This window comes from Isoptericola sp. Y581, from assembly GCF_059445475.1.
Genome location: NZ_JCAIUK010000007.1, coordinates 52,398 through 78,528, shown reverse-complemented (window position 1 = coordinate 78,528; position 26,131 = coordinate 52,398). Strand labels below are relative to the sequence as shown.

At 72.7% G+C, this 26,131-nt stretch carries 23 protein-coding genes; 13 read left to right on the top strand and 10 right to left on the bottom strand.

Going from position 1 to position 26,131, the window contains the following annotated elements:
* Positions 1-30 precede the first annotated feature (30 nt).
* Positions 31-3,186, bottom strand: a complete 3,156-nt coding sequence (locus tag AC1C2W_RS14200) for a beta-glucosidase (RefSeq protein ID WP_495413442.1) — start codon at positions 3,184-3,186, stop codon at positions 31-33.
* Positions 3,187-3,383: 197 nt separating this feature from the next.
* Complete coding sequence (locus AC1C2W_RS14195) at positions 3,384-4,271, bottom strand: glycoside hydrolase family 16 protein (RefSeq protein ID WP_495389907.1); 888 nt, start codon at positions 4,269-4,271, stop codon at positions 3,384-3,386.
* Between the two features lie 179 nt (positions 4,272-4,450).
* Here AC1C2W_RS14195 and AC1C2W_RS14190 point away from each other — a divergent pair, with 179 nt between their 5' ends.
* Positions 4,451-5,209 (top strand): IclR family transcriptional regulator, encoded by a 759-nt coding sequence (locus AC1C2W_RS14190; RefSeq protein ID WP_495389906.1) that lies wholly within the window; start codon positions 4,451-4,453, stop codon positions 5,207-5,209.
* A 41-nt stretch (positions 5,210-5,250) separates the two neighbouring features.
* Here the strand turns inward: AC1C2W_RS14190 and AC1C2W_RS14185 are convergent, their stop codons facing one another.
* Positions 5,251-6,096, bottom strand: coding sequence for an NAD(P)H-binding protein (locus AC1C2W_RS14185; RefSeq protein ID WP_495413441.1), 846 nt, complete (start codon positions 6,094-6,096; stop codon positions 5,251-5,253).
* Between the two features lie 172 nt (positions 6,097-6,268).
* Between AC1C2W_RS14185 and AC1C2W_RS14180 the strand changes: the two genes are divergently transcribed.
* Together AC1C2W_RS14180 and AC1C2W_RS14175 are read left to right on the top strand one after the other, a co-directional pair.
* Positions 6,269-6,595 (top strand): winged helix-turn-helix transcriptional regulator, encoded by a 327-nt coding sequence (locus AC1C2W_RS14180; protein ID WP_495413440.1) that lies wholly within the window; start codon positions 6,269-6,271, stop codon positions 6,593-6,595.
* A 103-nt stretch (positions 6,596-6,698) separates the two neighbouring features.
* Positions 6,699-7,172, top strand: a complete 474-nt coding sequence (locus AC1C2W_RS14175) for a hypothetical protein (RefSeq protein ID WP_495389903.1) — start codon at positions 6,699-6,701, stop codon at positions 7,170-7,172.
* 17 nt (positions 7,173-7,189) lie between these two features.
* On the opposite strand, the gene AC1C2W_RS14170 is transcribed toward AC1C2W_RS14175, so the two are convergent.
* A complete protein-coding gene (locus AC1C2W_RS14170; RefSeq protein WP_495389902.1) occupies positions 7,190-8,047 on the bottom strand; it encodes a siderophore-interacting protein in 858 nt (285 codons plus the stop codon).
* A 411-nt stretch (positions 8,048-8,458) separates the two neighbouring features.
* Here AC1C2W_RS14170 and AC1C2W_RS14165 point away from each other — a divergent pair, with 411 nt between their 5' ends.
* Positions 8,459-8,644: a hypothetical protein gene (locus AC1C2W_RS14165; RefSeq protein WP_495389901.1), complete on the top strand. Its 186-nt coding sequence runs from the start codon at positions 8,459-8,461 to the stop codon at positions 8,642-8,644.
* Positions 8,645-8,659: 15 nt separating this feature from the next.
* Here the strand turns inward: AC1C2W_RS14165 and AC1C2W_RS14160 are convergent, their stop codons facing one another.
* The gene (locus tag AC1C2W_RS14160) at positions 8,660-9,787 is read right to left on the bottom strand and encodes an epoxide hydrolase family protein (protein ID WP_495413439.1); all 1,128 of its coding nucleotides are present in this window, start codon (positions 9,785-9,787) and stop codon (positions 8,660-8,662) included.
* A 123-nt stretch (positions 9,788-9,910) separates the two neighbouring features.
* On the opposite strand from AC1C2W_RS14160, the gene AC1C2W_RS14155 reads away from it, so the two are divergent.
* Together AC1C2W_RS14155 and AC1C2W_RS14150 are read left to right on the top strand one after the other, a co-directional pair.
* A complete protein-coding gene (locus AC1C2W_RS14155; RefSeq protein WP_495413438.1) occupies positions 9,911-10,927 on the top strand; it encodes a helix-turn-helix transcriptional regulator in 1,017 nt (338 codons plus the stop codon).
* Positions 10,928-11,030: 103 nt separating this feature from the next.
* On the top strand, positions 11,031-11,501 hold the full coding sequence (locus tag AC1C2W_RS14150; RefSeq protein WP_495413437.1) for a hypothetical protein: 471 nt from the start codon (positions 11,031-11,033) through the stop codon (positions 11,499-11,501).
* 6 nt (positions 11,502-11,507) lie between these two features.
* Here AC1C2W_RS14150 and AC1C2W_RS14145 read toward each other — a convergent pair whose 3' ends face one another.
* Together AC1C2W_RS14145 and AC1C2W_RS14140 are read right to left on the bottom strand one after the other, a co-directional pair.
* Positions 11,508-12,449 (bottom strand): D-2-hydroxyacid dehydrogenase family protein, encoded by a 942-nt coding sequence (locus tag AC1C2W_RS14145; protein ID WP_495389897.1) that lies wholly within the window; start codon positions 12,447-12,449, stop codon positions 11,508-11,510.
* Positions 12,450-12,512: 63 nt separating this feature from the next.
* Positions 12,513-13,409, bottom strand: coding sequence for a LysR family transcriptional regulator (locus AC1C2W_RS14140; RefSeq protein ID WP_495413436.1), 897 nt, complete (start codon positions 13,407-13,409; stop codon positions 12,513-12,515).
* A 164-nt stretch (positions 13,410-13,573) separates the two neighbouring features.
* Here AC1C2W_RS14140 and AC1C2W_RS14135 point away from each other — a divergent pair, with 164 nt between their 5' ends.
* Positions 13,574-14,509, top strand: coding sequence for an aldo/keto reductase (locus AC1C2W_RS14135; protein WP_495389895.1), 936 nt, complete (start codon positions 13,574-13,576; stop codon positions 14,507-14,509).
* A 16-nt stretch (positions 14,510-14,525) separates the two neighbouring features.
* On the opposite strand, the gene AC1C2W_RS14130 is transcribed toward AC1C2W_RS14135, so the two are convergent.
* Both AC1C2W_RS14130 and AC1C2W_RS14125 read right to left on the bottom strand, forming a co-directional pair.
* The gene (locus AC1C2W_RS14130; protein WP_495389894.1) at positions 14,526-15,314 is read right to left on the bottom strand and encodes a MerR family transcriptional regulator; all 789 of its coding nucleotides are present in this window, start codon (positions 15,312-15,314) and stop codon (positions 14,526-14,528) included.
* Complete coding sequence (locus AC1C2W_RS14125) at positions 15,311-16,186, bottom strand: alpha/beta fold hydrolase (RefSeq protein ID WP_495389893.1); 876 nt, start codon at positions 16,184-16,186, stop codon at positions 15,311-15,313. The genes AC1C2W_RS14130 and AC1C2W_RS14125 overlap by 4 nt, the downstream gene beginning before the upstream one ends.
* Positions 16,187-16,396: 210 nt before the next feature.
* Here AC1C2W_RS14125 and AC1C2W_RS14120 point away from each other — a divergent pair, with 210 nt between their 5' ends.
* The 4 genes from AC1C2W_RS14120 to AC1C2W_RS14105 are packed head-to-tail and all read left to right on the top strand — an operon-like array spanning position 16,397 to position 19,180.
* A complete protein-coding gene (locus AC1C2W_RS14120) occupies positions 16,397-16,576 on the top strand; it encodes a hypothetical protein (protein ID WP_495413435.1) in 180 nt (59 codons plus the stop codon).
* Entirely contained in the window at positions 16,573-17,694 is a 1,122-nt protein-coding gene (gene arsB, locus AC1C2W_RS14115; protein ID WP_495413434.1) for an ACR3 family arsenite efflux transporter, read from the top strand. The genes AC1C2W_RS14120 and arsB overlap by 4 nt, the downstream gene beginning before the upstream one ends.
* On the top strand, positions 17,691-18,740 hold the full coding sequence (locus AC1C2W_RS14110) for a metalloregulator ArsR/SmtB family transcription factor (RefSeq protein WP_495413433.1): 1,050 nt from the start codon (positions 17,691-17,693) through the stop codon (positions 18,738-18,740). Before arsB ends, AC1C2W_RS14110 begins: the two co-directional genes overlap by 4 nt.
* Positions 18,741-18,754: 14 nt before the next feature.
* On the top strand, positions 18,755-19,180 hold the full coding sequence (locus AC1C2W_RS14105) for an arsenate reductase ArsC (RefSeq protein WP_495389889.1): 426 nt from the start codon (positions 18,755-18,757) through the stop codon (positions 19,178-19,180).
* Positions 19,181-19,258: 78 nt separating this feature from the next.
* On the opposite strand, the gene AC1C2W_RS14100 is transcribed toward AC1C2W_RS14105, so the two are convergent.
* Positions 19,259-20,677: an FAD-dependent oxidoreductase gene (locus AC1C2W_RS14100; RefSeq protein WP_495389888.1), complete on the bottom strand. Its 1,419-nt coding sequence runs from the start codon at positions 20,675-20,677 to the stop codon at positions 19,259-19,261.
* Between the two features lie 83 nt (positions 20,678-20,760).
* Here AC1C2W_RS14100 and AC1C2W_RS14095 point away from each other — a divergent pair, with 83 nt between their 5' ends.
* Both AC1C2W_RS14095 and hrpA read left to right on the top strand, forming a co-directional pair.
* On the top strand, positions 20,761-21,135 hold the full coding sequence (locus AC1C2W_RS14095) for an ArsR/SmtB family transcription factor (protein WP_495413432.1): 375 nt from the start codon (positions 20,761-20,763) through the stop codon (positions 21,133-21,135).
* Between the two features lie 130 nt (positions 21,136-21,265).
* Entirely contained in the window at positions 21,266-25,912 is a 4,647-nt protein-coding gene (gene hrpA / locus AC1C2W_RS14090; RefSeq protein ID WP_495413431.1) for an ATP-dependent RNA helicase HrpA, read from the top strand.
* Positions 25,913-26,131 lie beyond the last annotated feature (219 nt).

The following is a 26,131-nucleotide window of genomic DNA, read 5'->3' as shown; positions in this document are numbered from 1 at the left end:
CGTCTGGGATCCCAGACGGGGCCCCCGACGTCACCGGCGCGAACCCACCTCGCTGACGTTCCCTGCCCTGTCGATCGCCCGGTACTGGAGGGTGATGCTGCGACCCGGCAGGTCGAAGACGGGCCGACCGCGCGTGTCGGACCACGGGGTCGTGATGTCCCGCCGACCCGCCTCGATCCGGTAGCGGAACTGGACCCTCGCGACTCCGGAGACCTCGTCGGTCGCCTCGATCCGGACGAGGAACCGCGAGCGCGTGCGCTCGGCGGTGACCTCCGGCGGGGTTTGATCGATCTTGATCCTGATCCTCGTCCGTTCCGAGACGTTGCCGGCCGCGTCGGTCGCGCGCGCGACGACCCGGTAGACCCCGTCGTCCTCGAGCACCAGCGGGCCGTCCTGCTCGGCGAAGTCCCCGCCGTTGACCCTGACCTCCACCACGGGGTCCGGGTCCTGGTCGTCGGTCGCCGAGAACTCCAGGCTCACCGGCGTCGTGTACCAGCCCCGCCTGCCGTCCGGGTCCTCCGGGTCGGCCGTGATCTCGACGCTCGGTGCCGTCGTGTCCGCGGGCACGACCAGCTCGCCGGTCGCCCGGATGTCGGCGGACGAGCTACCGACGAGCAGGGGCACCGTCCCGGTGGGCGTCACCCACTCACCGGCGTCGACGTCCCAATACTGCAGGGACCGGCGGTCGATCGGGACCTCCACCTCGGCGCTCTCGCCGGGCTCGAGGCTGACGCGCTCGAAGCCCGCCAGCGCGAGGTCGGGTGTCTCCACGGCGTCGGTGGGCAGGTTCCCCACGTAGGCCTGGACGACCTCGGTGGCGGCGGCGTCACCCGTGTTGGTCACGGTCGCCGTCGCGGTGGTCGCGACGGCATCCGTGCCCTGCGGATCCACGGGCGGCGCGGACACGGCATCCTCGTACCCGAACGAGGTGTACGACAGCCCGTGGCCGAACGGGAACAGGGGCGTGGCCCCGTGCTCGATGTAGGCCTTGTACCCCACGTAGATGCCGTCGGTGTACTCGGTGGTCGGATCCACCTCGTCGATCTGCAGGAACGGATCCTTGATGCCGACCTCCTCGAGCTGGTCCTGGTCGACCGGGAACGTGACGGGCAGCTTCCCGGAGGGTGCGACGTCGCCGAACAGCACGCCGGCGACGGACTCGCCCTGCGTCTGGCCGGGGTACCAGACCTCGAGCACGGCCTCGACGTCGTCGAGCCATGGCATCGTGACCGGGCCGCTGGTGGCCAGCACGACGATCGTGTTGTCGTTGACCTCGGAGACCGCCTCGATCAGCGCGTCCTGGTCCTCCGGCAGGGCCAGCGTGCCGCGATCGGCGGCCTCGCCGGTGTAGTCGCGAGCGACGACGACCGCCGTGTCGGCCTCCGCCGCGGCCTCGACCGCCTCGTCGATCGTGGGGTTCGCGATCTCACCTTCCGGCGGGGTCCAGCCGAACCGGATCATCGCTCCGGGCTGGTCGTTCAGGCCGCCGTTGAACTGGTTGGGAGCGTTCGTCTCGTAGCTCACCTCGACGAAGTACTCCTCGCCCTCCTCGAGGTCGACGGACACCGACTGGGTGCCGTAGGTCGTGCCCGGGTCGTCGAGGAGCTGCTCCCGGTCCACCAGCAGCTTCGCCCTGCCGAGGTGGCTGAGCGACAGCTCGTAGGTGCCCGTCGCCGGGGCGGTCAGGGTGCCGCTCCAGACCACCGAGATCGGCTGCACGGCGAACTGCGTGCCGGGGCTGGGCACCTGGGAGGTGTTGATCGTGTCCTGGGAGATGCCGCTCCGCCAGTCCACCTGCTCGTCGGTGCGGATGAGCTCCGGCTGCCCGGGGAACCCGGTGCCCAGGAAGTAGAAGCCGCTCAGGCCCTGCTCGTCCGCGCCGCTCGAGGGAGAGAGGACCGACGACGGCACCGGCACAGGTCCGGGCAGCGTGCCGGACAACGACACGGGGTCGGTGCCCTGCGCATAGGTGACGTCGGTCTCGGCCCGCTCGGTGATCCCGTCGAGGATCGTGGTCAGCTGCGCGGGGTACTGGATCGCGCCGCTGCCACCGCCGTCGATGTAGTGGTCCGCGTCGGCGCCGATCACGGCGATCGACCCGTCGCTCTCGTCCAGCGGGAGGGCGTCGTCGTTCGCCAGCAGCACCGCCGACTCGTCGCCGACGCTACGAGCGACCGCGGAGTGCTCGTCGATCGCCTCCTGGTCCAGCGGTGTGGACTCCGGCTGGGGGTACTCGAAGGAACCCGGGGGCGGGTTGTCGATGATGCCGAACGCGAAGAACGTGCGCAGCACGCGCCGCGCGGCGTCGGTCACCCGTTCCTCGGAGACGAGGCCGTCCTGCACCGCCTGCACGAGGTTCTCACCGGAGTACTGCACGTCCGGCCCCGCCACGTCCAGGCCCGCCTCGTAGTCCTCGAACGAGTGCACGGCGTTGAAGTCCGACGACACGTAGCCCTTGAACCCGAGCTGGTCCTTGAGGATCCCGTTGAGCAGCTCATCGTTGCCGCACGAGTACTCCCCGTTGACCTTGTTGAAGGCGCACATCACGGACCCGGCATCGGCATCCTGCACCACCTTCTCCCAGGGCCTGGTGTACACCTCCTGCAGGGGTCTCTCGTCGATGACCGCGTCGACGTGGCCGCGTCGGGTCTCCTGGTTGTTCAGGTTGTAGTGCTTGACGATGGTGTAGACCTCCTCGCTCTGCGTGCCGCTGGTCTGGGCTGCGGCGATGGACCCACTGACCAGCGGGTCCTCACCGAAGGCCTCCCACATGCGGCCGTTGAGCGGGGTCGTGAGCAGGTCCATCGTCGGCCCTGCCAGCCCGTTGAAGCCGAAGTACCGGGTCTCGTTGCCCGCGACTGCCCCGTAGGCGTCCGCCGCGTCGGTGTTGAACGTGGAGGCGAGCGCGATGCCGACGGGCAGCGCCGTCGACTCCGTGTCGGTCGTCGCGACGCCGCAGCAGCCGTCCTTGCCCCGGATGCCGGGGACTCCGTACTCCGGCAGCCCCGGCCCTCCGGACTGGATGAGGACCGTCGCCTTCTCCTCCAGGGTCAGCTCGGCCACCAGGAGGTCGGCGCGTTCGTCCGGCGACAGGGAGGTGTCCATCCAGGGTTCGTCATCGACGGCGGCGATCGCTGGTGCTGTCAGCCCGAAGCTCATCACCCCCGCCACCGTCAGTGCGGCCATCGTCTTTGAGGTCAGGCTTCGTGTCTTCATGTCCGTCCAGATCGTCTGGAGGCGGCGGCATCGTTGTCGGTGTCGTCAACCCGAGGCGGTGCCCGGCCCGCTCGTTCAGCGGCGTGCCGCGCGTGGGGAGACTTCACCTCGACGATACAAAGGGGGTGCTGGCCTCACAAGCCAACTGAGGGAAGCTCTTGATATCCTCAGGACACCGTTCTCTGCTCGAACCGCACGAGGTCCACGGCGGCGTAGGAGTCGGTCGGTTCGCCGGTGCCGTCGCGGGGCCAGGTCTCGAGATCGACCGGCCCGGACAGGTCGGAGCCCACCGTCATGACGAGGGTGACGAAGAACGGCTGGTCGAAGGGCCAACCGCCCGCCGCCCGTGGGTCGGAGGCCTCGGCCACCTGGTACTCCTGCCCGTCGATCGCCCACGCGATACGCGACGGCTCCCAGTCCAGCGTGTGCTCCGCCCACCGGTCCACGAGCGACGGGACGTTCCCGGTGGCGGAGATGGGGGAGCCGCCCGAGTAGCCGGGGCCGTGGATCGAGGCGAAGGGCGAGTCCGGTCGGGCCAGCGCGACCTCGGTGGCGTCGATCTCGCCGCACGCCGGCCAGCCGACCTCGTCGATGTCCTCGCCGTACAGGGCGACGGCGAACCCGATCCCGGTGCCGGGCCCCAGCAGCTGGCGCGTGGTGAGGCGCCCGTAGGGGCCGACGGTCAGCTTGCCCTTCGACGAGACGCTCCCTGCGACGAAGCCGTAGCCGTCGCGGCCCGACGCCCGAGCGCGCAGGACGAGGTTCCCGTCCTCGACCGACACCAGCGCGGGGTCGTTGTACTGCAGCTCGCCGAGGTCGCGGTTGCCGCCGTAGTCCGCGGGGGTCCACACCGCCGTGTCCAGGCCCTCGGTGAAGTCGTCCTGCCACACGACCGTCCACTCGCCCGCGGAGGCCTCCGCCTGCGACGACGCCGATGCGGAGGGCGACTCGCGCCCGCCGCCCGGTGAGCAGCCCGCAGCGCCGGCCACGAGGCCGAGTGCGCCGAACCTGAGAAAGGCCCGGCGGGACGGCGCGGCGTGCGGTGACGACTCCACGAGCACCCCCAGGGCTGCACGGCCATCAGAGCTGCAAGCACTGTAGCTCCGGCATCGGCGGCCCACCCGAGCGGCTGCGCCGATCTCGCCCCGAGCCCTACCGTGACGTCCATGGCAGAGCCGCTCCGACCCGCCGCTCGACCGCACCCGGCGTGCCCCTCGCGCTCCGACGTGCCGCGATGAGCGACGTGCCCGCCGCGCGCCAGGCCGTGCGCGTGCTCGCCTACCTCGCCGCGCAGGCCGGGCCGTCTCCCGCGGCGGCGGTCGCACAGCACCTGGGCCTGCCGCGCTCCACCGTCTACCACCTGCTGTCGGTGCTGGTCGACGAGGGGTTCGTGACGCACCTGCCGGAGGAGCACCGGTACGGCCTCGGCACGGCGTCGCTGTCCCTCGGCTCGGCGTACGCGCGGCAGGCTCCGCTCGCCCGGCTGGCGCGGCCGGTGGTCGCACGGCTGGTGGAGACGACGGGCGAGAGCGCGCACCTCGCCGTCCTCCACGGGCGCGAGGTGCTGTACCTGGTGGAGCAGCGGGCGCCGCACCGGCCGTCGCTCGTGACCGACGTCGACGTCCGGCTCCCCAGCCATCTCACCGCCAGCGGCCGGGCGGTGCTCGCGTTGCTGCCCGTCGCGCAGGTGCGGGCCCTGTTCCCGACACCGGCCACGCTCGCGGACCGCACCGGCGTCGGGCCGCGCACGTTGCGCGACCTACGGGAGGTGCTGCGCGACGTGCGCCGGCGCGGCCACGCCACGGAGGACGGCGAGGTCACGACCGGCCTCGCGTCGGTCGCGCACGCCGCGCTCGACCACATGGGCTACCCGGTGGCGGGCGTGGCGCTGACCTTCTGGTCCGACGACGTCGACGACGGGCGCCGCGGCGAGCTCGCGCGGTCCGCAGGCCGGGCGGCTGCCGAGATCAGCCGCCGCCTGGGCGCCCGCTGACCCTGCTTCGCCAACCTCGGCAGGGCATGTCGTGGCCGGGCCTACCGGAACGCGGTCACGTGCTGCCGGGCCCACTCGGCGAACGATCGGGCCGGGCGGCCGAGCACCCGCGCCACGTCCGGGCTCACCTGCTGCTCGTCGGGCGTCGGCTCGCCGAGGATCGCCAGGGTGGTCTCGACGACCGGCGCGGGCATGAACGCGAGCAGCTGCTCCCGGGCTTCCTCGCGGGCCTGCTCGACGAACGCCACGGGCTCCCCGAGCGCCGCACCGATCGCCTCGGCACGCTGCCGCGGCGTCGTCGTCTCCGGGCCGGTCAGCTCGTACTCCCGGCCGGCGTGGCCGGGCTCGCGCAGCGCGGCCGCGGCGACCTCCGCGATGTCCGCCGGGTCGACGGTCGGCAGCCCGACGTCCGCGAACGGGGCGGCGACCGTGCGGGAGCGGCGCACCGGCTCCGCCCAGGCGAAGGCGTTCGAGTCGAAGCCACCGGGCCGCAGGACGGTCCAGTCCATGCCCGAGCCGCGGACCGCGTCCTCGAAGGCCCGGCCGGTGCCGCCGTGGGACGCCGAGCCCGGCCGCGTGCGGACCCCCTGGGACGACAGCAGCACGACCTGGGTCACGCCGCCGGCCTTGGCCGCGTCGAGCACCTGCTGCGGGTCCACCGCGGAGGCGCTGGGCCCGCCGTCCTGCAGGAAGAGCGCGCGGGCGCCGTCGAGCACGGGCCGCAGGCTCCCCGCGTCCGTGAGGTCGGCCCGACGGTGCGCGACGCCGAGCGGGACGAGGTTGGGCGAGATCCCGCGCGAGGTCGCGACGACCTCCTCGTCCCCCGGGGCGAGCAGCCGCACGAGCTCCGCGCCGACGTTCCCGGTCGCTCCTGTCACGACGATCATGGTGATCTCCCTGTGCTGGTCGGTCGAAGGCCCGTGATCGGGCGACTCGTGGGACGCTAACAACGTGGAGATAGTAGGTACCTACAGGAAAGTATCGGCGGGCTCGGCGACGGGCGGGCGCGCGGCGCCCGCGGGCACCGACCCCGGGCAGGCATGCCCGATCTCGCCAGTCGTGGACATCGTCTTCAGCCGGTGGACCACGCCGATCCTGTGGTCCCTCCATACCTACGGCCGGCACCGGTTCGTCGAGCTGGAGCGCCGGATCGACCGGATCACGCCCAAGGTCCTCACCCAGCGGCTGCGGCAGCTGGAGCGCGACGGGCTCGTCGTGCGCACCTACTACGCGGAGGTTCCCCCGCGCGTGGAGTACGAGATCAGCGACCTCGGGCGCAGCCTCGCCCCCCTCTTCGCCGGGCTCGCCGACTGGGCGGGGGAAAACCTGCCGACCGTCGATCGTGCACGGACGGAGTATGACGAGGCGGGCCGGCCCTCCCCGTGACCGGCCCGGACACGCGCCGGCGACCCCCACTGTGTGCAAGATCTCCACAGCATCTGTGGAGAACGGCCTGTGGGAGCGTGACCGCGCAGGGCAGAATCGGCCCATGACGTCAGCGACGACATCGACGAAGGGTAAGACGACGACCCGTCTTGCCGCAGCGAGCCTGCTCGCACTCGCCCTGATGCTCGGCGCCTGTTCCGCCCCCGCCGACGTCGAACGGTTCATCGCCGACGCGCAGAGCCAGGCCGAAGCCATCGAGGACGACCTGCAGCGACTGGAGGAGCAGGTGTCCGGGCTCCCCGCCGCACTGAGCGGAGACGTCACGGACGCCGTCGCCTCCGCGACCGCCGCCACCGATGAGGCCCGCGCGGCGCTCCAGAAGGCCAAGGACTCGAAGGACGGCGCGGTCGTCGCCCTGGAGGACGCCCAGGTGGCGCTCGAGGCGGCTTCCGCCGAGGTCAAGCACGTGACCGGCGAGGCCGCCGACGCCGGCGCCGGGGACGTGTCGCGGCTGCTCGGCAACCTGCAGGAGCAGATCGACGCCCTGCGCGGCGAGACGGAGAACGCCGCGACCTGACCACACCGATCGCGGGCTCAGTCCGGGTCGCTCGGGTCCAGCGGCAGGTGGTGGTCGAGGTTGGTGACGCCGCGGCGCCAGTAGCCCGAGATCGAGACCTGCTCCGCCGGCAGGCCCAGCTCCCGCCGCAGGTAGCGGCGCACGGGCACGAGGTCGCCGGCCTCGCCGAGCCCGACGACGAGCTCGTCGTCCTCCAGTCCGCCGAGCGAGCGCACGGCCTCCTCCACCTGTCCCGGGCCGTCGGTGCGGTAAAGGATCTCGACGGTGGCGCGGCCCAGCTCGTCCTCGACGTGCGCGTCGTCGACGTCGTCGCCGATCTCGACGATCGCCGTCACGGGCACGTCCGGCCCGACGGCCGCGACCCAACGTGCCAGGGCGGGCAGGCCGGTCTCATCACCGACGAGGGTGAGCCGCCCGACCCCCTCCGGCACGCCGACGCTGCCGCGCGGCCCGGCGAGCACCAGCTCGTCGCCCTCGGCGGCCCGCGCCGCCCACACGGACGCCGGCCCGTCGTCGCCGTGCAGCACCCAGTCGACGTCGGCCTCGGCGACTCCGTCGGTGCCGTCGGCCGTCCGCGTGGCGCGCACCGTGTAGTCGCGCGAGATCGAGACGCCGCCCGTGGGCCGCTGCAGCCCGCCGTCGGCCGCCAGGGTCGGGGCGTGTAGCTCGCCCGTGGCGGGGTCGGGCAGGAAGACCTTGGCGTGGTCCTCCGGGCCGGGCGCCTGCAGCGCCGCGAGCGACGTCGGCGCGGCGGGGTCGGCGCCCTCGACGTCGCGGAACGTGGTGCGGCGCAGCGAGCCGCTCAGCTCACGGACGGCGTGCACGCGCACGCGGCGGGGGACCAGGTCGAAGCGGGTGCGGGGTCGGGTGAGCACCCGTCGATTCCATCACGCCCGCGCCGGCCTCGACGGGGCCGGGTGCCGGACGACGACCAGCCGTGCCCTGTGGGCGGCGCCGCCTAGCCTCGCGACCATGACCGATACGACTCCGGTGCTCGCGGGTCCCGACATCACCGGCCGAGGCCGCTCCCTCAACCCCTTCGTCATCGTCGACGGCGCTGCCGACCTCATCGCGTTCTGCGAGGACGTCTTCGGTGCCCAGGAGAACATCGGAGCCCGGGCCGCCACCCCCGCGGGGTCGCTCATCCATGCCGAGGTCCGGGTCGGGGACTCGCTGCTGCTCCTGGCCGACGTCCAGGAGGGCTGGCCCGTCCGGCCGGCTTCTTTCAGCTCTGGGTCTCCGACCTCGACGTCGTGCTCAACCCGGCCGGGGAGCGGGGAGCTCGGGTGGTCACGCCACCCAGTCCGTTCTACGGCGAGCTCACCCTCGCCCGGATGGCGGACCCCTGGGGGAACCTGTGGTGGCTCTACGCTCCGACGCCGGGCCAGGCGGACCCCGTGCCACACTGGGACGGAGGGTCGGACGTCGTCTTCCGGACCCTGGACGAGCACCTGCGCTCGACCTCGCGCTGACGCCGCGCGCGCGGCTCAGCCGAAGAAGACCCGCAGGTCGGCGACGACGTCGTCCGGCACCTCCATCGCCGCGAAGTGGCCGCCGCGCGGGAACTCCGACCAGTGCTCGATGCGCGCGTTGTCGCGCTCGGCGAGGCTGCGGATCGTCTGGAAGTCGTCCTTGAAGACGGCGACGCCGAGGCGGCCGGTGCTCACGACGGGCTCCGCCCCGGAGCGCTGCTCCGCGTAGTGGTACCGCGCTGCCGTGGCGTAGGTGTTGGTGAGCCAGTACAGCGTGGCCTGCGCCAGCACCTGCTCCGGCGTCACCAGCGAGGTGCCGTTGCCGAAATTCTCGAACAGCTCGGAGTAGGCCAGCGTGGCGACCGGCGAGTCCGCCAGGCCCGCCGCGACGGTCTGCGGCCGCGACGCGTTCATGGCGTTGTACCCGCCCACCGACTGGAACCACTGCGCGTGCCCCAGCGCCGCGTACTCCTTCGGGCCGAAGTCGTCCATCTCCCCCGGCGCGCCGGTCGGGAAGGAGAAGAGGTGCAGCACGTGCGCCCCGAGGAAGCCCTCCGGGTCGAGGATCGCCAGCTCGCGGGAGATCATCGCGCCGCCGTCGCTGCCGTGGATGCCGTAGGAGTCGTAACCGAGGCCGCGCATCAGGGCGTCGTAGGTGCGGGCCACCCGGGCCATGGTCCAGTCCGCGCCGACCAACGGCGTCGAGGAGCCGAAGCCGGGCATCGAGGGGATGACCAGGTGGAACGCGTCCTCGGCGCGACCGCCGTGGGCGACGGGGTCGACGAGCGGGTCGATCATGTCGAGGAAGTCGAGCACGGAGCCCGGGTAGGTGTGCGCCAGCAGCAGCGGCGTCGCGTCGGCGTGCGGGGAGCGCACGTGCAGGAAGTGCAGGGGCTGCCCGTCGATCTCGGTGGTGAAGGCCGGGGAGTCGTTCAGCCGGGCCTCGATCGCGCGCCAGTCGAAGCCCTTCCAGCGCTCGACCATGTCGCGCAGGTAGGACTCCGGCGTGCCGTACTCCCACGAGTCGCCGGGGGCGGCGGGGGCGAAGCGGGTGTGCTCGAGGCGCCGGGCCAGGTCGTCCAGGTCGGCCTGGGGAACGTGGACGGTGAAGGTGCTGAGCTCGAGGCCGGTCGTGGTGTTCATGGCGTCTCTCCCGGGTCCGTTGCGGGGCGGCTGCCTCGCTGATATGTCCGACACTACGAGCGGTTCAGGAACGGTTCTTTCCGCTATTCTTGACCTCTTCGGACGAGTTTCGGGAGGACATCGATGGGCTCCACGTCGGCGCGGATGCTCACCCTCCTCGGGCTGCTCCAGTCCCGGCCGGACTGGTCGGGCGCGGAGCTCGCGAGCCGCCTCGACGTCACCGGCCGCACGGTGCGCAACGACGTCGCGCGGCTGCGCGAGCTGGGCTACCCGGTCGACGCCGTGCGCGGCCCGGGCGGGCGCTACCGGCTCGGCGCCGGCGCGCGGCTGCCCCCGCTGCTGCTCGACGACGCCGAGGCGGTCGCGGTAGCGGTCGCCCTGCGCGCCGCGACGGCGACGGCGGGGTTCGAGGAGTCCGGGCAGTCGGCGCTGACCAAGCTCGAGCAGGTGATGCCCGATCGGCTGCGCCGGCGGCTGTCCGCCATCCGCGACGCGAGCACCACCGGTCCGGAGAACACCGGGTCCAACGTCGAGGACCCGGCGGTCGACTCGGCCACCCTGGCCGGCGTCGCCGACGCGATCCGCGACCACCGGGGCCTTCGCTGCCTCTACCGCGACGAGCCCGTGGAGCTCGAGCCCTACCACCTGGTGTCCTGGCAGCGCCGCTGGTTCCTGGTGGCCCGGACGGTCGGGGGCGACGCCGCCACCGGCACCTGGGCCCCGTACCGCGTCGACTGGCTCCGGCTACGCACGCCCGGCGGGCGCCGCTTCAGCCCGGCCGAGTTCCCGGGCGACTACTCGGAGTTCGTGGTGCAGGAGGTCGCGCGCACGGGCTGGGCGGTGCACGCCCGCATCACGGTGGACGCGTCGGCTGCGGACGTGCTGGCGCGCATCAACCCCGCCGTCGGCACGGTCGAGGCGCTGCCGGACGGGCGCAGCGTGCTCGTGACCGGCGGCGACAGCGTCGAGGTCGTCGCGGTCTGGATCGGCATGCTGGGGCTCGACTTCCACGTCGCCGAGCCGCCAGCCCTCGTGGAGCACCTGCGGGCGCTGTCCGCGCGCTACGCCGGCGCGGTCGCCGGTCGAGCCGTCGTTCGTCGGTCGAGCATGCGTAGGTCGGTCGGGCCAACGCCGTCCTGAGCCCGTCGAAGGGTCGAGACCACGAACCAGGTTTCGGCAAACTCAACCGGCGAGTGGCGGGGCGATGGTGGCGCTGCGGCCCCGGCTCCGCGACACTGGCCTGGTGACCGATCCGTACCAGCCCGGCGAGCCGTATCAGCAGCCGGGCCAGCAGCCGAAGCAGCCCCAGCCCGGATACGCCCAGCCGGGATACACCCAGCCCGGCCCGCCGCAGCAGGGTTACCCGCAGCAGGGCTATCCGCAGCAGGGGCAGCCCCCGCCACCGCCCGGCTATCCCTACCCCGGGTACGCGCCCGAGCCCCCCGGCCGGACGATGGGCATCGTGGGCTTCGTCCTGGCCTTCGTGATCGCGCCCGCCGGGATCGTCGTGTCCGCGATGGCGCTGTCGGAGTCGAAGCGGGCCGGCGTCGACAACCCCCTGGGCAAGTGGGGCCTGTGGCTGTCCATCATCTTCACGTCGATCGCGGTGCTGTACTTCCTGTTCATCATGCTGTTCATGGTGGGCGGGTTCCTCAGCGTGTTCTCCAACGTCCCGCCGTACTCGGACTACTCGGCCGGCCTCAGCACGGTCTGACCTTCGCTACGTCAGCACCCGCAGCGGCGCCCCCGCCGCCCAGGCGGCGACGTCCTCGACGGCCTGGGCGTAGAACGTCTCGTAGGTGGCCTCGGTGACGTAGCCGAGGTGCGGGGTCAGCACCGTACGCGGCGCGGACCGCAGCGGATGGTCGGCGGGCAGCGGCTCGACGTCGTACACGTCGAGGCCGGCGCCGGCGATCCGGCCGTCGTGCAGGGCGGCGAGCAGGGCGTCCGTGTCCACGAGCGGCCCGCGCGAGGTGTTGACGAGGTAGGCGGCCGGCTTCATCCGGGCGAGGTCGCCCCACCCGACGATGCCGACGCTGCGCGGGCTCAGCTTGTAGTGCACGGTCACGACGTCCGACGTCGCGAAGAGCTCGTCCTTCGGCACCGCGCGCACGCCGGCCTCGGCCGCGCGGGCGGCGTCGAGGTGCGTGCTCCACGCGACCACGTCCATGTCGAACGCGAGGCCGATCCGCGCGACCTTCGACCCGAGGCGGCCGAGCCCGACGACGCCCAGCCGGCGACCCGCCAGGTCGGCGCCCACCGTGTGCTGCCAGCCGCCGTCGCGGACGGCCCGGTCCTCGGCCGGCACGTGCCGCAGCAGGGCGAGGATCAGCGCCCACGCGAGCTCGGGCGTGGCGTTCGAGGGCGAGTCGGTGCCGCACACGACGACGCCGCGCTCGCGGGCGGCCGCCAGGTCGATCGAGGCGTTCGCGCGCCCGGTCGTGACGAGCAGCCGCAGGTCGGGCAGGCGCGCGAGCCGGTCGGCGGTGAACGGCGTCCGCTCCCGCATCGCGACCACGACGGCGTAGCCCGCGAGCGCCGCGACCACCGCGTCGTCGTCGGGCAGGGGTCGGTCGAGGAAGTCGACCTCGGCCCCCAGGCTCGCCCAGTCGGCGAACCGGTGGGCGACCTGCTGATAGTCGTCCAGGACGGCGACGCGCACGATGCTCCTCCATGTCGTGGGTGGGGTGATGTTCGGTGGTGGGGTGCTCGGACGACCTCCGCGTCACGCCTGGTGGGCGACCTCGAGGTTCGCCTCGGCGACGAGCTCGAGCAACCGGGCCGCGGTCGGTTCCGCCGTCGCCGACGAGACGGCACCGACCACCCACTCCGGCGTCTCGTCCACGGGAAGCTCCAGCACGGCCAGGCCCGCGGCCTGCGGCTTCGCCGCGACGTGCTGCGGCACGATGGCGATGCCCAGGCCTCGCTGCACGAAGTCGAGCAGCGTGTGGACGTCGTCCACGCTCATCCCCACCCGGCGCTCGAGGCGGCGCTCGGCGAACGCGGCGTCGACGAGCTGCCGCACGGCCCACGGCTCCCGGAAGTCGACGAAGTCGCGGTCGGCGAGCTCCCGCCAGGCCACCACGGACGCCGCGGCGAGCGGGTCCGTCGGGTGCGTCAGCACGACGACCGGCCGGCGGCCGAGCTCGAGGCACCGCAGCGGGCCGAGGCGCTCGGTGGTGGCCACGAACGCGACGTCGAGCTCGCCGCCCCGCACCTGCGCGGTGAGCTCGCGCGACCCGGCCTGGGTGAACTGCACGTCCACGAGCGGGTAGCGCAGCCGGAACCGCTCGAGCAGCGGCGCGACGTCGACCACCCCGAGGCACTGCTCGGCGCCGAGCCGGAGCCGTCCCGAGAGCTGGTGGCTGGCGCGGACCACCGCGTCGCGGCCCGCCGCGGCCTGCGTGAGCATCCGCCGCGCGAAGGGCAGCAGGGCGCGGCCCGCGTCCGTGAGGCCGACCTGACGGGTGGTGCGGAGGAACAGGGGCGCGCCGAGCTCACGCTCGAGGTTCCGGATCGCCGCCGAGAGCCCGGACTGCGTGACCCCGCACAGCGCGGCGGCCCGGGTGAAGTGGCCCTCCTCCGCGACCGCGACGAGGTACTCCATCTGGCGAAGCTCCATTGATCACTCCCACTGCTGGAACGCATGACTTCTAGTTGTTGGACTCATCAACCCAGGCCTTCCTATCGTCGGGGGCACCGTCGCGGCAAGGGGGCGTGGAACCTCGGGCATCCGGGAGCCGCGCCCTCGCACCACCGACCGCCGCGCCCACATCGAGGAGAACCATGAGAACCGTCCCCCTGGGCCCCGCCGGCCGCCAGGTCCCGAACGTCGTGCTCGGCCTCATGCGCATCGCGCAGCTGGACGACGACGCCGTCCGCGAGCTCGTGCGCACCGCGCGCGACGCCGGCATCGACTTCATCGACCACGCCGACGTCTACGGCGACGAGCTGCACGGCTGCGAGCGCCGGTTCGCCGAGGCCATGCAGCTCACGCCGGCCGAGCGCGACCAGCTCACCATCCAGTCCAAGGCCGGCATCGTGCGCGAGGGGCCGTACTTCGACTACTCGTACGAGCACCTGGTCTCCTCGGTCGAGGGCTCGCTGCAGGCCCTGGGCACCGACCGCCTCGACGTGCTGCTGCTGCACCGCCCCGACGCCCTCGTGGAGCCGGACGAGGTGGCCCGCGCGTTCGACGAGCTGGAGGCCTCCGGCAAGGTGCGTGCGTTCGGCGTCTCCAACCACACCCCGGGCCAGATCGAGCTGCTCAAGAAGTCCGTCCGCCAGCCGCTCGTCGCGAACCAGCTCCAGCTGTCGATCACGCACGCGCCGATCGTCGCGCAGGGCGTGGCGGCCAACATGGCCGGCGAGGACCAGTCGCTCACCCTCGACGGCGGCGGGATCCTCGACTACTGCCGCCTGCACGACATCACCGTGCAGGCCTGGTCGCCGTTCCAGGCCGGGTTCTTCACCGGGGTGTTCCTCGGCTCGGCGGACTACCCGGAGCTCAACGCCGTGATCGACCGCCTCGCGGCGAAGTACGACGTGCCCGCGATCGCGATCGCCGTTGCCTGGATCACGCGCCACCCGGCCGGCATGCAGGTGGTGCTCGGCACGACGACGCCGGAGCGCGTCGCGGGCGCGGCGCAGGGCTCGGACCTCCCGCTCACCCGCGCTGAGTGGTACGAGCTGTTCCGCGCGGCGGGCTACCGCGTGCCCTGACGCCGGGGCGCCCCGCTCAGCGCTCCGGCACGGGCACGCCGGCGGTGCGGAGCCGTGCCTCCGTGAGCGCGGTCAGCCGGGCCGCGATCGGGGCCTGGTGCTCGCGATGGTTGTTGATCACCTGGTACCGGGCGGAGGCGCGGGACCACGCCTGCATCGGCTGGGCCCGCGGATCCCCCAGCAGAGCGGGGTGGGCGAGGAAATGGTCGGCCATCGCGGCCGCGAGCTCCTCGATCCTCGGGTCGTCCGGCGCCCAGGCCTCGGCCTCCATGCTGCGCCGGGTCAGCTCGACGAACCGGGCGTCGTCGAGCCGGAGCTCGAGCTGGGTGAGGAAGCCGTCGAAGCCCTCGGGGATCAGGGCACGGGTGAGCACCAGGGCTTCCCGCTGGGCGGCGACGTACTCGGGGCCGAAGCCGAGCCCCGGCAGCCGGTCGAGGACCGCGCACGCCCGGTCGGGGAGCAGTGCCCGATCGTCGACCAGCCGGTGCAGGTTGTCGCGACGCACGACCAGGTCGTCGATCCGGTCGGAGAGGCGCTGCTCGACGTCGTCGAGGGCGGCAGCGAACCGCTCGGGGTCGGCGTCGAGCATGGGCGCGATCTCGGCCAGCGGCACGCCGGCGGTCGCCAGTGTCCGGACCTGGACCAGGCGTAGCAGGTCGTCCGACCCGTATCGCCGGTAACCGGAGCCGTCGCGGCCCGGTTCGTCGACGAGCCCGTGCCGGTGGTAGTGCCGCACGGTCTTCACCGTGACGCCGACGAAGGCCGCGGCCAGGCCGATCGTGAGCCCGCGGGTGGTGTGGGTCATGTGTTCACTGTGCCGGTCGACGTGCCGGTCGACGTGCCGGTCGACGTGCCGGTCAACCGAGAGGCGACCTCGCGGACGGCCTCGGCGACGGCCGGCGAGTCCTTGCGCAGGATCGAGCCGTGGTTGCTCGCGACCTTGGCGCTCACGGCGAGGTTCGCGTTGCGGGCCAGCAGCGGGTCGAGGGTCGCGCGCATCTGCTCCTGCAGGTCGTCGCGGCTGCCCACCGCCTCCCCGGAGGCGACGACGTAGCGCACCGGCACGGTCAGCCCCACGAGGAGCGGCTCGAGCGCGGCGTGGAGCAGGTGGGACTCGATGGCGAGCTCCGCGTGCATCTCGGCGGAGAACCGGGCGGCCAGGCCGAGCGGGCGGGCCACCGGCATCATCGGCTTCATCCGCGTGAACACCTTCCGGATCTCGTCGTGGCCGGCCTCGTCGGTCCAGCCGACCGGGTACGGGCCGTCGACGCCGATCACACCCGCGGCGCGGTCCGGGTTCCGGCTGGCCCAGTGCACCCCCAGGAGTGCCCCGTACGACCAGCCCACCAGCAGCGGCCGCTCCACGCCCCGCGCCGCGAGCACCGCGTCGATGTCGCGGACGCACGCCTCGAACGAGTAGTCGGCCGCTCCCTTCGACCGGCCTCGGGCCCGCTCGTCGAAGGTGATGTGGCGGAAGCCGGGGCCGAGGTCGGCGACGACCCGCCGCCAGTGCCGCTGCGAGGCGTACGAGCCGTTGAGGTAGACCACGGGGATGCCGGGGCCGCCGGAGTCCGTGACGGCCAGGGCCGTGTCGTCGATCGGGACCATGCCGGTCCACGCGGAACGGGACGGGCCCATGGAGTTCCGGCCCTCATCTGTCAGGTTCTGGGTGCTCATGCGATCACCGTTCACCCTGACCTTGGGTCAAGGTCAACACCATTGCCACAACCGCCCGCGGACGACCCGGATCGTACAGGGGCCGCGCCCGGCAACCCGACGATGACTGGATCGATCTCCCCACGCCTCGGCGCGGCCGCCCAGCGGCGCTCAAAGTCCGGCGGATCAAGCAGGGCGCCGATCGGCATCGATCTGTGTCAATATAGAAGCATGTCGATACAGCAGGTTCATGAGGTCGTCATCGTCGGTTCGGGTCCCGGCTATACCGCCCTCGACGCACAGTCGTACCGCAGCGCCTTCATCGACGTCGAGAGCCCGGCCGCTCTCGAGGGCGCGCCCACCGCGCCCAACCCTGACGGTCTCCCCGTGGCGCTGGAGGAGGTCCGATGAGCGAGTCCTCGACCGCGCAGGCCACCTCGCGGCGGCTGTCCACGCTCGACCGCTGGCTGCCGGTGTGGATCGGGCTGGCGATGGTCGCCGGACTCGTCCTGGGACGCTTCGTCCCCGCACTGTCGGAGGTGTTGGCGTCGATGGAGGTCGGCGGCATCTCGGTGCCGATCGCGCTCGGCCTGCTGGTGATGATGTACCCGGTACTGGCAAAGGTCCGCTACGACAAGGTTGCTGCCGTCACCGGGGACAAGAAGTTGTTGGTCAGCTCGCTGCTGCTGAACTGGTTCGTCGGGCCGGCCCTGATGTTCGCCCTGGCCTGGACGTTCCTGCCGGACCTGCCCGAGTACCGCACCGGCCTGATCATCGTCGGCCTGGCGCGCTGCATCGCGATGGTCGTGATCTGGAACGACCTGGCGTGCGGGGACCGGGAGGCCGCCACCGTCCTGGTGGCGATCAACTCCGTGTTCCAGGTCGTCGCCTTCTCGCTGCTGGGCTACTTCTACCTGACCGTGCTGCCCGGCTGGCTCGGCCTCGACACCCAGGGCCTGGACATCTCGATCGGGCAGATCGCGCTCAACGTGCTCGTCTTCCTCGGCATCCCGCTCGTCGCGGGCTTCGCCTCCCGCTGGGTCGGGGAGCGCGCCAGGGGCCGCGACTGGTACGAGGAGAAGTTCGTCCCCCGGATCGGGCCGTGGGCGCTGTACGGGCTGCTGTTCACGATCGTGCTGCTCTTCGCCCTGCAGGGCGAGGCCGTGACCTCGAACCCGCTCGACGTCGCCCGCATCGCGCTGCCGCTGCTGGTCTACTTCGCCGTCATGTGGGGCCTCGGGATGGTCGCGGGGCGGGCGTTGCGCCTGGGGTACGCCCGCTCGACGACGCTGGCCTTCACCGCGGCGGGCAACAACTTCGAGCTCGCCATTGCCGTAGCCATCGGCACCTTCGGCGCCACGTCCGGGCAGGCGCTTGCCGGCGTGGTCGGGCCGCTCATCGAGGTCCCCGTGCTGGTGGGCCTGGTCTACGTGTCCCTGTGGGTCGCACGGCGCTGGTTCGCCGTCGACCCCTACGCCACCGGCTCGGCCGGCGGCGTCCCGCGCGAGCTGGACGAGGTGAGGTCATGACCACCACCGAGACGACCGGCGCGGCCCTGCCACTGACGGTGCGCGACCCCGACTGCGGGCCGAGGATCGAGGCGCACGCGATCGGCACCGAGGCTGCGAGCATGGTCGCGACCACGCTCAAGGCACTGGCCGAGCCGCTGCGGCTACGCATGCTGTCGTTCATCGCCACCGCCCCGGCCGGTGAGGCGTGCGTGTGCGACCTGGCCGAGCTGACCGACGTCTCCCAGCCGACCGTCTCCCATCACCTCAAGGTGCTGCGCGATGTCGGCGTGCTCGCCTCCGAGCGGCGCGGCACCTGGGTCTGGTACCGCATCACCCCCGGCTTCAAGGCTGCGATCAGCACCCTGCTCGAGTCGTTCGCCCCGGCATCCCTGAATGCCCTGGGCGAGCACCCGCAGCTGTCCGGGCTCGAGGACGCCGACGCCGCGCTCGACCACCTCGCCGCCGACCTCGCCGCCACGCACCCGGACCTGGCTCCCGACACGGTGCTGCGCACCGTGCGCGAGTCGTACACCGCCCTGGCCCGCTCGGCCAAGGGCTCCGCCCACCGGCTCACCCTCGCCGAACAGTTCGCCCGCCAGCGCCTCGCCGACCTGGCCCGCGAGGCGACCCGGAGTGCCGGCACCGGTCCCGTGACCGCACCCCAGGTGCTGTTCGTGTGCGTCGCCAACGCGGGCCGCTCCCAGCTCGCCGCCGCGCTCGTGCGCCACTACGCCGGCGACCGGGTGACGGTCCGCTCCGCCGGGTCCACCCCGGCCGGCGACGTCCACCCCGCCGTGCGCCCCGAGCTGGTCGCACTCGGAGCCGTCGAGCCGTTCCCCAAGCCGCTGACGGACGACGCCGTCCGCGCCGCCGACGTCGTGATCACCATGGGCTGCGGCGACGTGTGCCCGATCCTGCCCGGCAAGCGGTACGAGGACTGGCTCGTCGGTGACCCCGCCCTCGCCTCGCCCGCCGGGGTCGCCGCCATCCGCGCCGAGCTCGACACCCGAGTACGCGCCCTGCTCACCGGCCTGCTGCCCGACCTCGACCTGCCCACGCCCTGACGACGGAGGTTCTCATGACCGACACCACCGCGCCGTCCGCGCTGTTCGTCTGCGTCCACAACGCCGGCCGCTCCCAGATGGCCGCGGGCTTCCTGCACGCGCTGTCCGGCGGCGCCGTCGAGGTCCGGTCCGCCGGCTCGATGCCCGCCGACCGCATCAACCCCGTCGCCGTCGAGGCGATGGCCGAGGCAGGCATCGACATCACCGCCGAGCAGCCCAAGGTCCTCACCACGGACGCCGTGCAGGCCTCGGACGTCGTCATCACCATGGGCTGCGGCGACGCCTGCCCGATCTTCCCCGGCAAGCGCTACGAGGACTGGCAGCTCGACGACCCCGCCGGCCAGGGACTCGACGCCGTGCGCCCCATCCGCGACGACATCGAGCGGCGCGTGCGCGAGCTGCTCGCGTCCCTCGGCGTCGATCCCGTCACCGCAGGTTGAGCTTGTCGTAACCGAACCTGCTGGTTGAGCCTGTCGAAACCCGGTTCGGGTCTCGACAGGCTCGACCGACGAACCGGCTCAGCCCTCGTCGCCGTCGCCCGAGCGTCCGTGCACGACGCCGGAGGCGAACCCGATCCCGGCGGGGGCGCCGACCCCGAGGGTGACGAGCTGCGGTTCCGCGGGGGCGCTCCCGCAGCACGACCCGGCCGCGGCCTCGCCGTCCGCCTCCAGGGCGAGGTCGCTGGAGCACACCCCGGTGGCCGGCAGGTTGAGCTCGACCGCGTCGGCACCCACCCTGTCTCCCGCCAGCGCAGCGGCGACAGACCGCACCTGCTCATAGCCGGTCGCGAGCAGGAACGTCGGCGCCCGACCGTAGGACTTCATGCCCGCCAGGTAGAAGCCGTCGTCCGGGTGGGCGAGCACGGCCTCGCCGTGCGGCGGCACGGTGCCGCAGGAGTGCTGGTTCGGGTCGATCAGCGGCGCCAGCGCGCTCGGCGCCTCGACCACGGGGTCGAGGTCGAGCCGCACCTCCCGCAGCATGCCCAGGTCGGGGCGGAAGCCGGTGGCGTTCACGATCGCGTGCACGTCCAGCGTCAGCGGCTCGTCCTTGGCCGTGCCGAGCACCTGCACCGAGCCCTCACCCGGCACCAGCTGCTCGATCGACACCCGGGTCAGCAGGCGCAGCCGCCCGGCATCGACGGCCTCCTTGAGGCGCGTGCCCAGCAGCCCGCGGGCGGGCAGCTCGTCGTCGGTGCCGCCGCCGAACAGCCGCCGTGCGGACCCGCCGCGGATCGCCCAGGTGACGGTCGTACCCGGCGTGGTCTCCGCGAGCGCGACCAGGCTCAGCAGGGTGTTCGCCGCGGAGTGCCCCATGCCCACCACCAGCGTGTGCTTCCCGGCGAACCGGTCGCGGGCGGCGCCCAGCACGTCCGGCAGCGGGCCGGTCACGAACGGCGCCGCCTCGGCCTCGCCCGCGGCCGGTAGGCCGGAGACCCCGAGCGGGTTGGAGGTGTCGTACGTCCCGGAGGCGTCGATCACGGCGCGGGCGAGGATGTCGGCGACCCGGCCTTCGTCGTCGAGGGTGCGGACCCGGAAGCCGCGCCGCTCACGGCCGAGCGAGCGCGTCTTGTCCGCCCCGTCTCGCGCCACGGCGAGGACGCGCGTCCCCGTACGCAGCCGCGACGAGATCTCCCCGGTCGCGGCCAGCGGTGCGAGGTAGTCGCGCACGAGCTCGTGGCCGGTCGGCAACGCGTCCAGGTCAGGCTCGGTCCAGCCCGTGGGCTCGAGCAGGCGCCGCGCCGCCGCATCGACGTCGTACCGCCACGGCGAGAAGAGGCGCACGTGCCCCCACGACGCGATCGCCGCACCGGCGTCCGTCCCGGCCTCCAGCACCAGCGGTTCCAGCCCACGCTCCAGCAGGTGCGCCGCTGCCGCCAGACCCACCGGGCCCGCGCCGATCACGACCACCGGCATCTCGTCCCGAGCAACCTCGCTCATCACCACTCCTCACATCGAGAATCATCGATACGCCGATACTGGGGCACCCATCGACAGTTGTCAATATATGCGAGGATGAGGCCATGACCACGACCGCGCCCCTGCCTCTCGCCGCCCCCGTCGCGGACGGCGGCTGCTGCGCGCCCGCGCTCACCCAGGCGGTCGAGCCCGAGGTCGCGCGGGAGCTGGCCCGGTCGTTCAAGGCCCTCGCCGACCCGACCCGCGTCCAGCTGCTGGCGATCGTCGCCACCCAGCCCGGCACCGAGGCCTGCGTCTGCGACCTCACCGAGCCCGTCGGCCTGTCCCAGCCGACAGTCAGCCACCACCTCAAGATCCTCGTCGAGGCGGGCCTGCTCGAGCGCGAGCAGCGCGGCCGCTGGGCCTACTACTCCCTCGCACCCGGCGCCCTCGCCGGCCTGATCGGGTCGCTGTCGGCAGCGACGCGGTTCGGCGCCTAGTCCGAACCGCGGCGAGGCTGTCCGGTTCCGGCCTGACACGTCCTGGTTGATCGTGTCCTCGCCGCTCCCGCGCGGCCGGTAGCCCCGGGCCGAACCAATCACCTTGCGGTGCTTGAGAGAATGGAACGTCGTGAGCACCGAGCCCAGCCCCGCCCCGCAGCCGTCGTCGGACGACGGCGGTGCGCGCCGACCCCGCCGACGGGGTCGTGGGCGCGGCAATGCCTCCGGTTCGGGCCAGTCGAGCGGCCGGTCGAGCGGCCGTCCCTCCGCCCGGCAGCAGGGCCCGCGCCGCGTCAGCCGCGAGCAGCTCGCGAAGGCGGCCGCGCGCCGCGCCGCCGTCGAGGTGCCGCCCATCGTCTACCCCGAGCAGCTGCCGGTCTCGGCGCGCCGGGAGGACATCGCCGCCGCGATCCGCGACCACCAGGTCGTCATCCTCGCGGGCGAGACCGGCTCGGGCAAGACGACGCAGCTGCCGAAGATCCTGCTGGAGCTCGGCCGCGGCCGGAAGGGCCAGATCGGGCACACGCAGCCCCGCCGGATCGCGGCGCGCAGCGTCGCCGAGCGCGTCGCGGAGGAGCTCGGCACCGAGCTGGGCGGCATCGTCGGCTACCAGGTGCGCTTCACGGACACGTCGTCCGAGGAGACGCTGGTCAAGGTCATGACCGACGGCATCCTGCTGGCCCAGATCCAGCGGGACCCGGAACTGCTCGCCTACGACACGATCATCATCGACGAGGCGCACGAGCGGTCGCTCAACATCGACTTCCTGCTCGGCTACCTGTCCCGCCTGCTGCCGCGCCGGCCGGACCTCAAGGTCATCATCACCTCCGCGACCATCGACTCCGAGCGGTTCGCGGCGCACTTCTCGCCTGCGTCCTTGGAGCGTTGGGCCAGGGCAGAGCGGACGGTGGAGGCCGAGCGCAGCGAGGCATCCGCCGGGAGCGGAGCGCAGGACCAGAGCGACCGCGAGTTGGCGCCCGTCGTCGAGGTCACCGGGCGCACCTATCCGGTCGAGATCCGCTGGCGCCCGCTGGTTGAGCCTGTCGAAACCCAGGGAGCGAAGAGGAAGGTCTCGACAGGCTCGACCGGCGGCGGGGAGAAGGACCTCGTCACCGGCATCGTCGAGGCCTGCGACGAGCTGATGCGCGAGGGCCCAGGCGACATCCTCGTGTTCCTGTCGGGCGAGCGGGAGATCCACGACGCCGCCGACGCGCTCGAGGGACACCTCAAGGAGCGGGTGCGCGACCCGAAGCACCCGCAGCACGTGGAGATCCTGCCGTTGTACTCGCGGCTGTCCGCGGCCGAGCAGCACCGCGTCTTCCAGTCCCACCCGGGCCGGCGGATCGTGCTCTCGACCAACGTCGCCGAGACGTCGCTGACCGTGCCGGGCATCCATTACGTCGTCGACCCGGGCACCGCCCGCATCTCGCGCTACTCCAAGGCGACCAAGGTGCAGCGGCTCCCGATCGAGCCGATCAGCCAGGCGAGCGCCAACCAGCGCTCCGGGCGCTCGGGCCGCGTCGCGGACGGCGTCGCGATCCGCCTCTACTCGCAGGAGGACTTCGAGAGCCGCCCCGAGTTCACCGAGCCCGAGATCCTGCGCACGTCGCTCGCGTCCGTGCTGCTGCAGATGATCTCCGTCGGCGTCGTGAAGACCCCCGACGACGTCGCGCGCTTCCCGTTCGTCGAGCCCCCGGACACACGCGCCGTGCGCGACGGCGTCCAGCTCCTCACCGAGCTCGGCGCCCTCGAGACGCGCGACGGCGCCACCCGCCTCACCGACGTCGGTCGCACCCTCGCGCAGCTCCCGATGGACCCGCGCCTGGCGCGCATGATCGTCGAGGGCGCCAAGCGCGGCGTCGCGCGCGAGGTCGCGATCATCGCCGCCGTCCTGTCCATCCAGGACCCGCGCGAGCGCCCCACCGAGACCCGCGCCCAGGCCGACCAGCTGCACGCCCGGTTCACCGACCCCCGCTCCGACTTCCTCACGTACCTCAACCTGTGGGAGTACGTGCGCGAGCAGCAGCACGAGATGGGCTCGTCCGCGTTCCGACGGATGTGCAAGGCGGAGTACCTCAACTTCCTGCGCATCCGTGAGTGGCAGGACGTCGTGTCCCAGCTGCGCGAGATGAGCAAGCCGCTCGGCATCGACATGTCGTTCAAGCCCCGGGTGTCCTCGTCGGTCGAGCTTGTCGAGACCAGTGGTGGTTCGCCGGTTGAGCCTGTCGAAACCAGCGACACCGACCTCAAGCACGACTGGGACGGCGACACCATCCACCAGTCGCTGCTGGCCGGGCTGCTCAGCCAGATCGGCATGCAGGAGGCCGGCGAGATCAAGGCGTCGTCGGTGGCACACCTGCGCGGCGAGGCCCGCGCCCGCGCGCTGCGGCAGGCGGCGAAGCGCGCGCGCAACGAGTACCTGGGCGCCCGCGGCGCGCGGTTCGCCATCTTCCCCGGCTCGCCGCTGAGCAAGAAGCCGCCGGAGTGGATCATGGCCGGAGAGCTCGTCGAGACCTCCCGGCTGTGGGCGCGCGACGTCGCGCGCATCCAGCCCGAGTGGGCCGAGGAGCTCGCGGGTCCGCTCGCCAAGCACACCTACTCCGACCCGCACTGGTCCACCAAGCAGGGCGCGGCCATGGCCACCGAGAAGGTGCTGCTGTATGGGGTGCCGATCGTCGCCGACCGCCCCGTGCTCTTCGCCAAGATCGACGCCGAGGCCGCGCGCGAGATGTTCGTGCGGCACGCGCTCGTCGAGGGGCAGTGGACCACCCACCACCGATTCTTCGCCGAGAACCGGCGCCTCCTCGCCGAGGCGGAGGAGCTCGAGGCGCGCTCGCGTCGGCGTGGCCTCGTCGCCTCCGAGGACGACCTGTTCGCGTTCTACGACGAGCGCGTGCCCGCGTCCGTCGTCAGCGCTGCCCACTTCGACGGCTGGTGGAAGCAGGCGCAGCGCGAGACCCCCGACCTGCTCACCTTCACGCTCGACCAGCTCGTCGACGCCGACGCCGTGGACACCGACGCGTTCCCCGAGACGTGGACGCAGGGCGAGGTCACCCTGCCGCTGACCTACCAGTTCTCCCCCGGCAGCGCCGCCGACGGCGTCACCGTGCACATCCCGCTGTCGATCCTCAACCGCGTCGCCCCCGAGGGCTTCGACTGGATGGTGCCCGGCCTGCTCGACGAGCTGTGCGTCGCGACCATCCGTTCGCTGCCCAAGGCCGTGCGCGTGCAGCTCGTGCCCGCGCCCGACGTCGGGCACGCCGTCGCCGACTGGCTGCGCGCGAACACGCCGTCCTGGGACGACATGACCCGCGCCGGCGACATGGCCGCGCCGTTCCACGTGGAGTTCACGCGCGCCGTGCGCGCCCTGCGCGACGTCGACATCCCCGACGACGTGTGGGACGCCGAACGCACCGAGCGCCTGCCCGCCCACCTGCGCATGACCTTCCGCGTCGAGGAGCAGCCGTCGGTCGAGCCTGTCGAGACCACGAAGCGCACGAGCAAGGGCCGCAAGCGCAAGCAGCCCGCCGCACCGAGCGCCGTCGACGAGTCCAAGGACCTGCTCGCGCTGCAGAGGCGGCTCGCGTCGCGGTCCGAGGCCGCGGTGAGGGCGGCCGTCAAGGGCGCCGTCGGCCTGGCCCTCGAGGAGGCCCGTCGCGTGTCGTTGGTTGAGCCTGTCGAAACCACACCGTCGGTCGAACCTGCTTCGTCGGTCGCCCTTCGACAGGCTCAGGACCCGCGTGTCGAGACCCGGGTTTCGACAGGCTCAACCGGCGGGACGGTCGTCGTGGCGGAGCAGTCCGGGCTGACGACCTGGCCCTCGGGGCTGCCGGACGGCGCGCTGCCCGACGCCGTCTCGACCGACCTCGGCGGCGGCGTGGTGGTCAAGGGTTACCCGGCCCTGGTCGAGGAGGAGGACGCGAAGCGGAAGCCGAGCGTGGCGCTGCGCGTGCTGGCGGACGCTGCCGGTCGGGACGCCCGGCACGCGCGCGGGGTACGGCGGCTGCTGCTGTCCGAAGCAGCGCTGCAGACGGGGCGCATCACGTCGCGGTGGACGTCGTCGCAGTCCCTGACGCTCGCCGCCGCGCCGTACCGGAATACCGAGGCCCTGGTGGCCGACCTGCAGCTCGCGGCCGTGATCGCGCTGACCAGCCCGGACGGCGAGAAGGCGCCGGGCACTCCGGCCGGGGTTTCGACCCTTCGACAGGCTCAGGACGGCGCTGGCTCAACCATCGATGCCGCGAGGATCCGGGACGCCGAGGCGTACGCGGCGGCCGTCGCGTTCGTGCGGCGGCACCTGGAGGACGAGGTGCACCGGATCGTCGGGCACGTCGTCGCCGCGCTGACCGCGTGGCGCACAGTCGAGGGCGAGGTCCGCTCGTCGTCGTCTCTCGCGCTGCTCAACACGCTGCAGGACATCCGCGACCACGTGGCCGGGCTGATCCACGACGGCTTCATCTCCCAGACGCCGCCGCGGCGCGTGCCGCACCTGGTGCGCTACCTGCGCGCCGCGTCCTACCGCCTGGACAAGGCGCAGACCAACCCCGCGCGCGACGCCGAGCTGGCCTGGCGCGTCCACGACGTCGTCGAGGCCTACGACAAGGCCCGCGCTGCCTACGCCGCCGGGCCCGCCGACCCTGCCCGCGCCGCCGAGCTCGCCGACGTGCGCTGGCTGATCGAGGAGCTGCGCGTCTCGCTGTTCGCCCAGCAGCTCGGCACCGACGGCGCCGTCAGCGAGAAGCGCATCCGCAAGATCCTCAGCCCCAGCGGCTGGTGATCATTCCTGGTGAAGGCTCGCCGTCACCAGGGTGACCAGCACCATACTCCTCTTCCTTTTCGGATCTGGGAGGTTGAGAACCCCGCCGCAGCGATGGTGGCGGCCGGTGCGCCCAGCGCAATGGCGCAGGACGACGACGCCGCCAGTGGCAAGTGTGTCCAGATCGCGGTCGCCCATGGCATCGGGCCGCTCGACGGCAACTGGCCGACAGATTGAGTG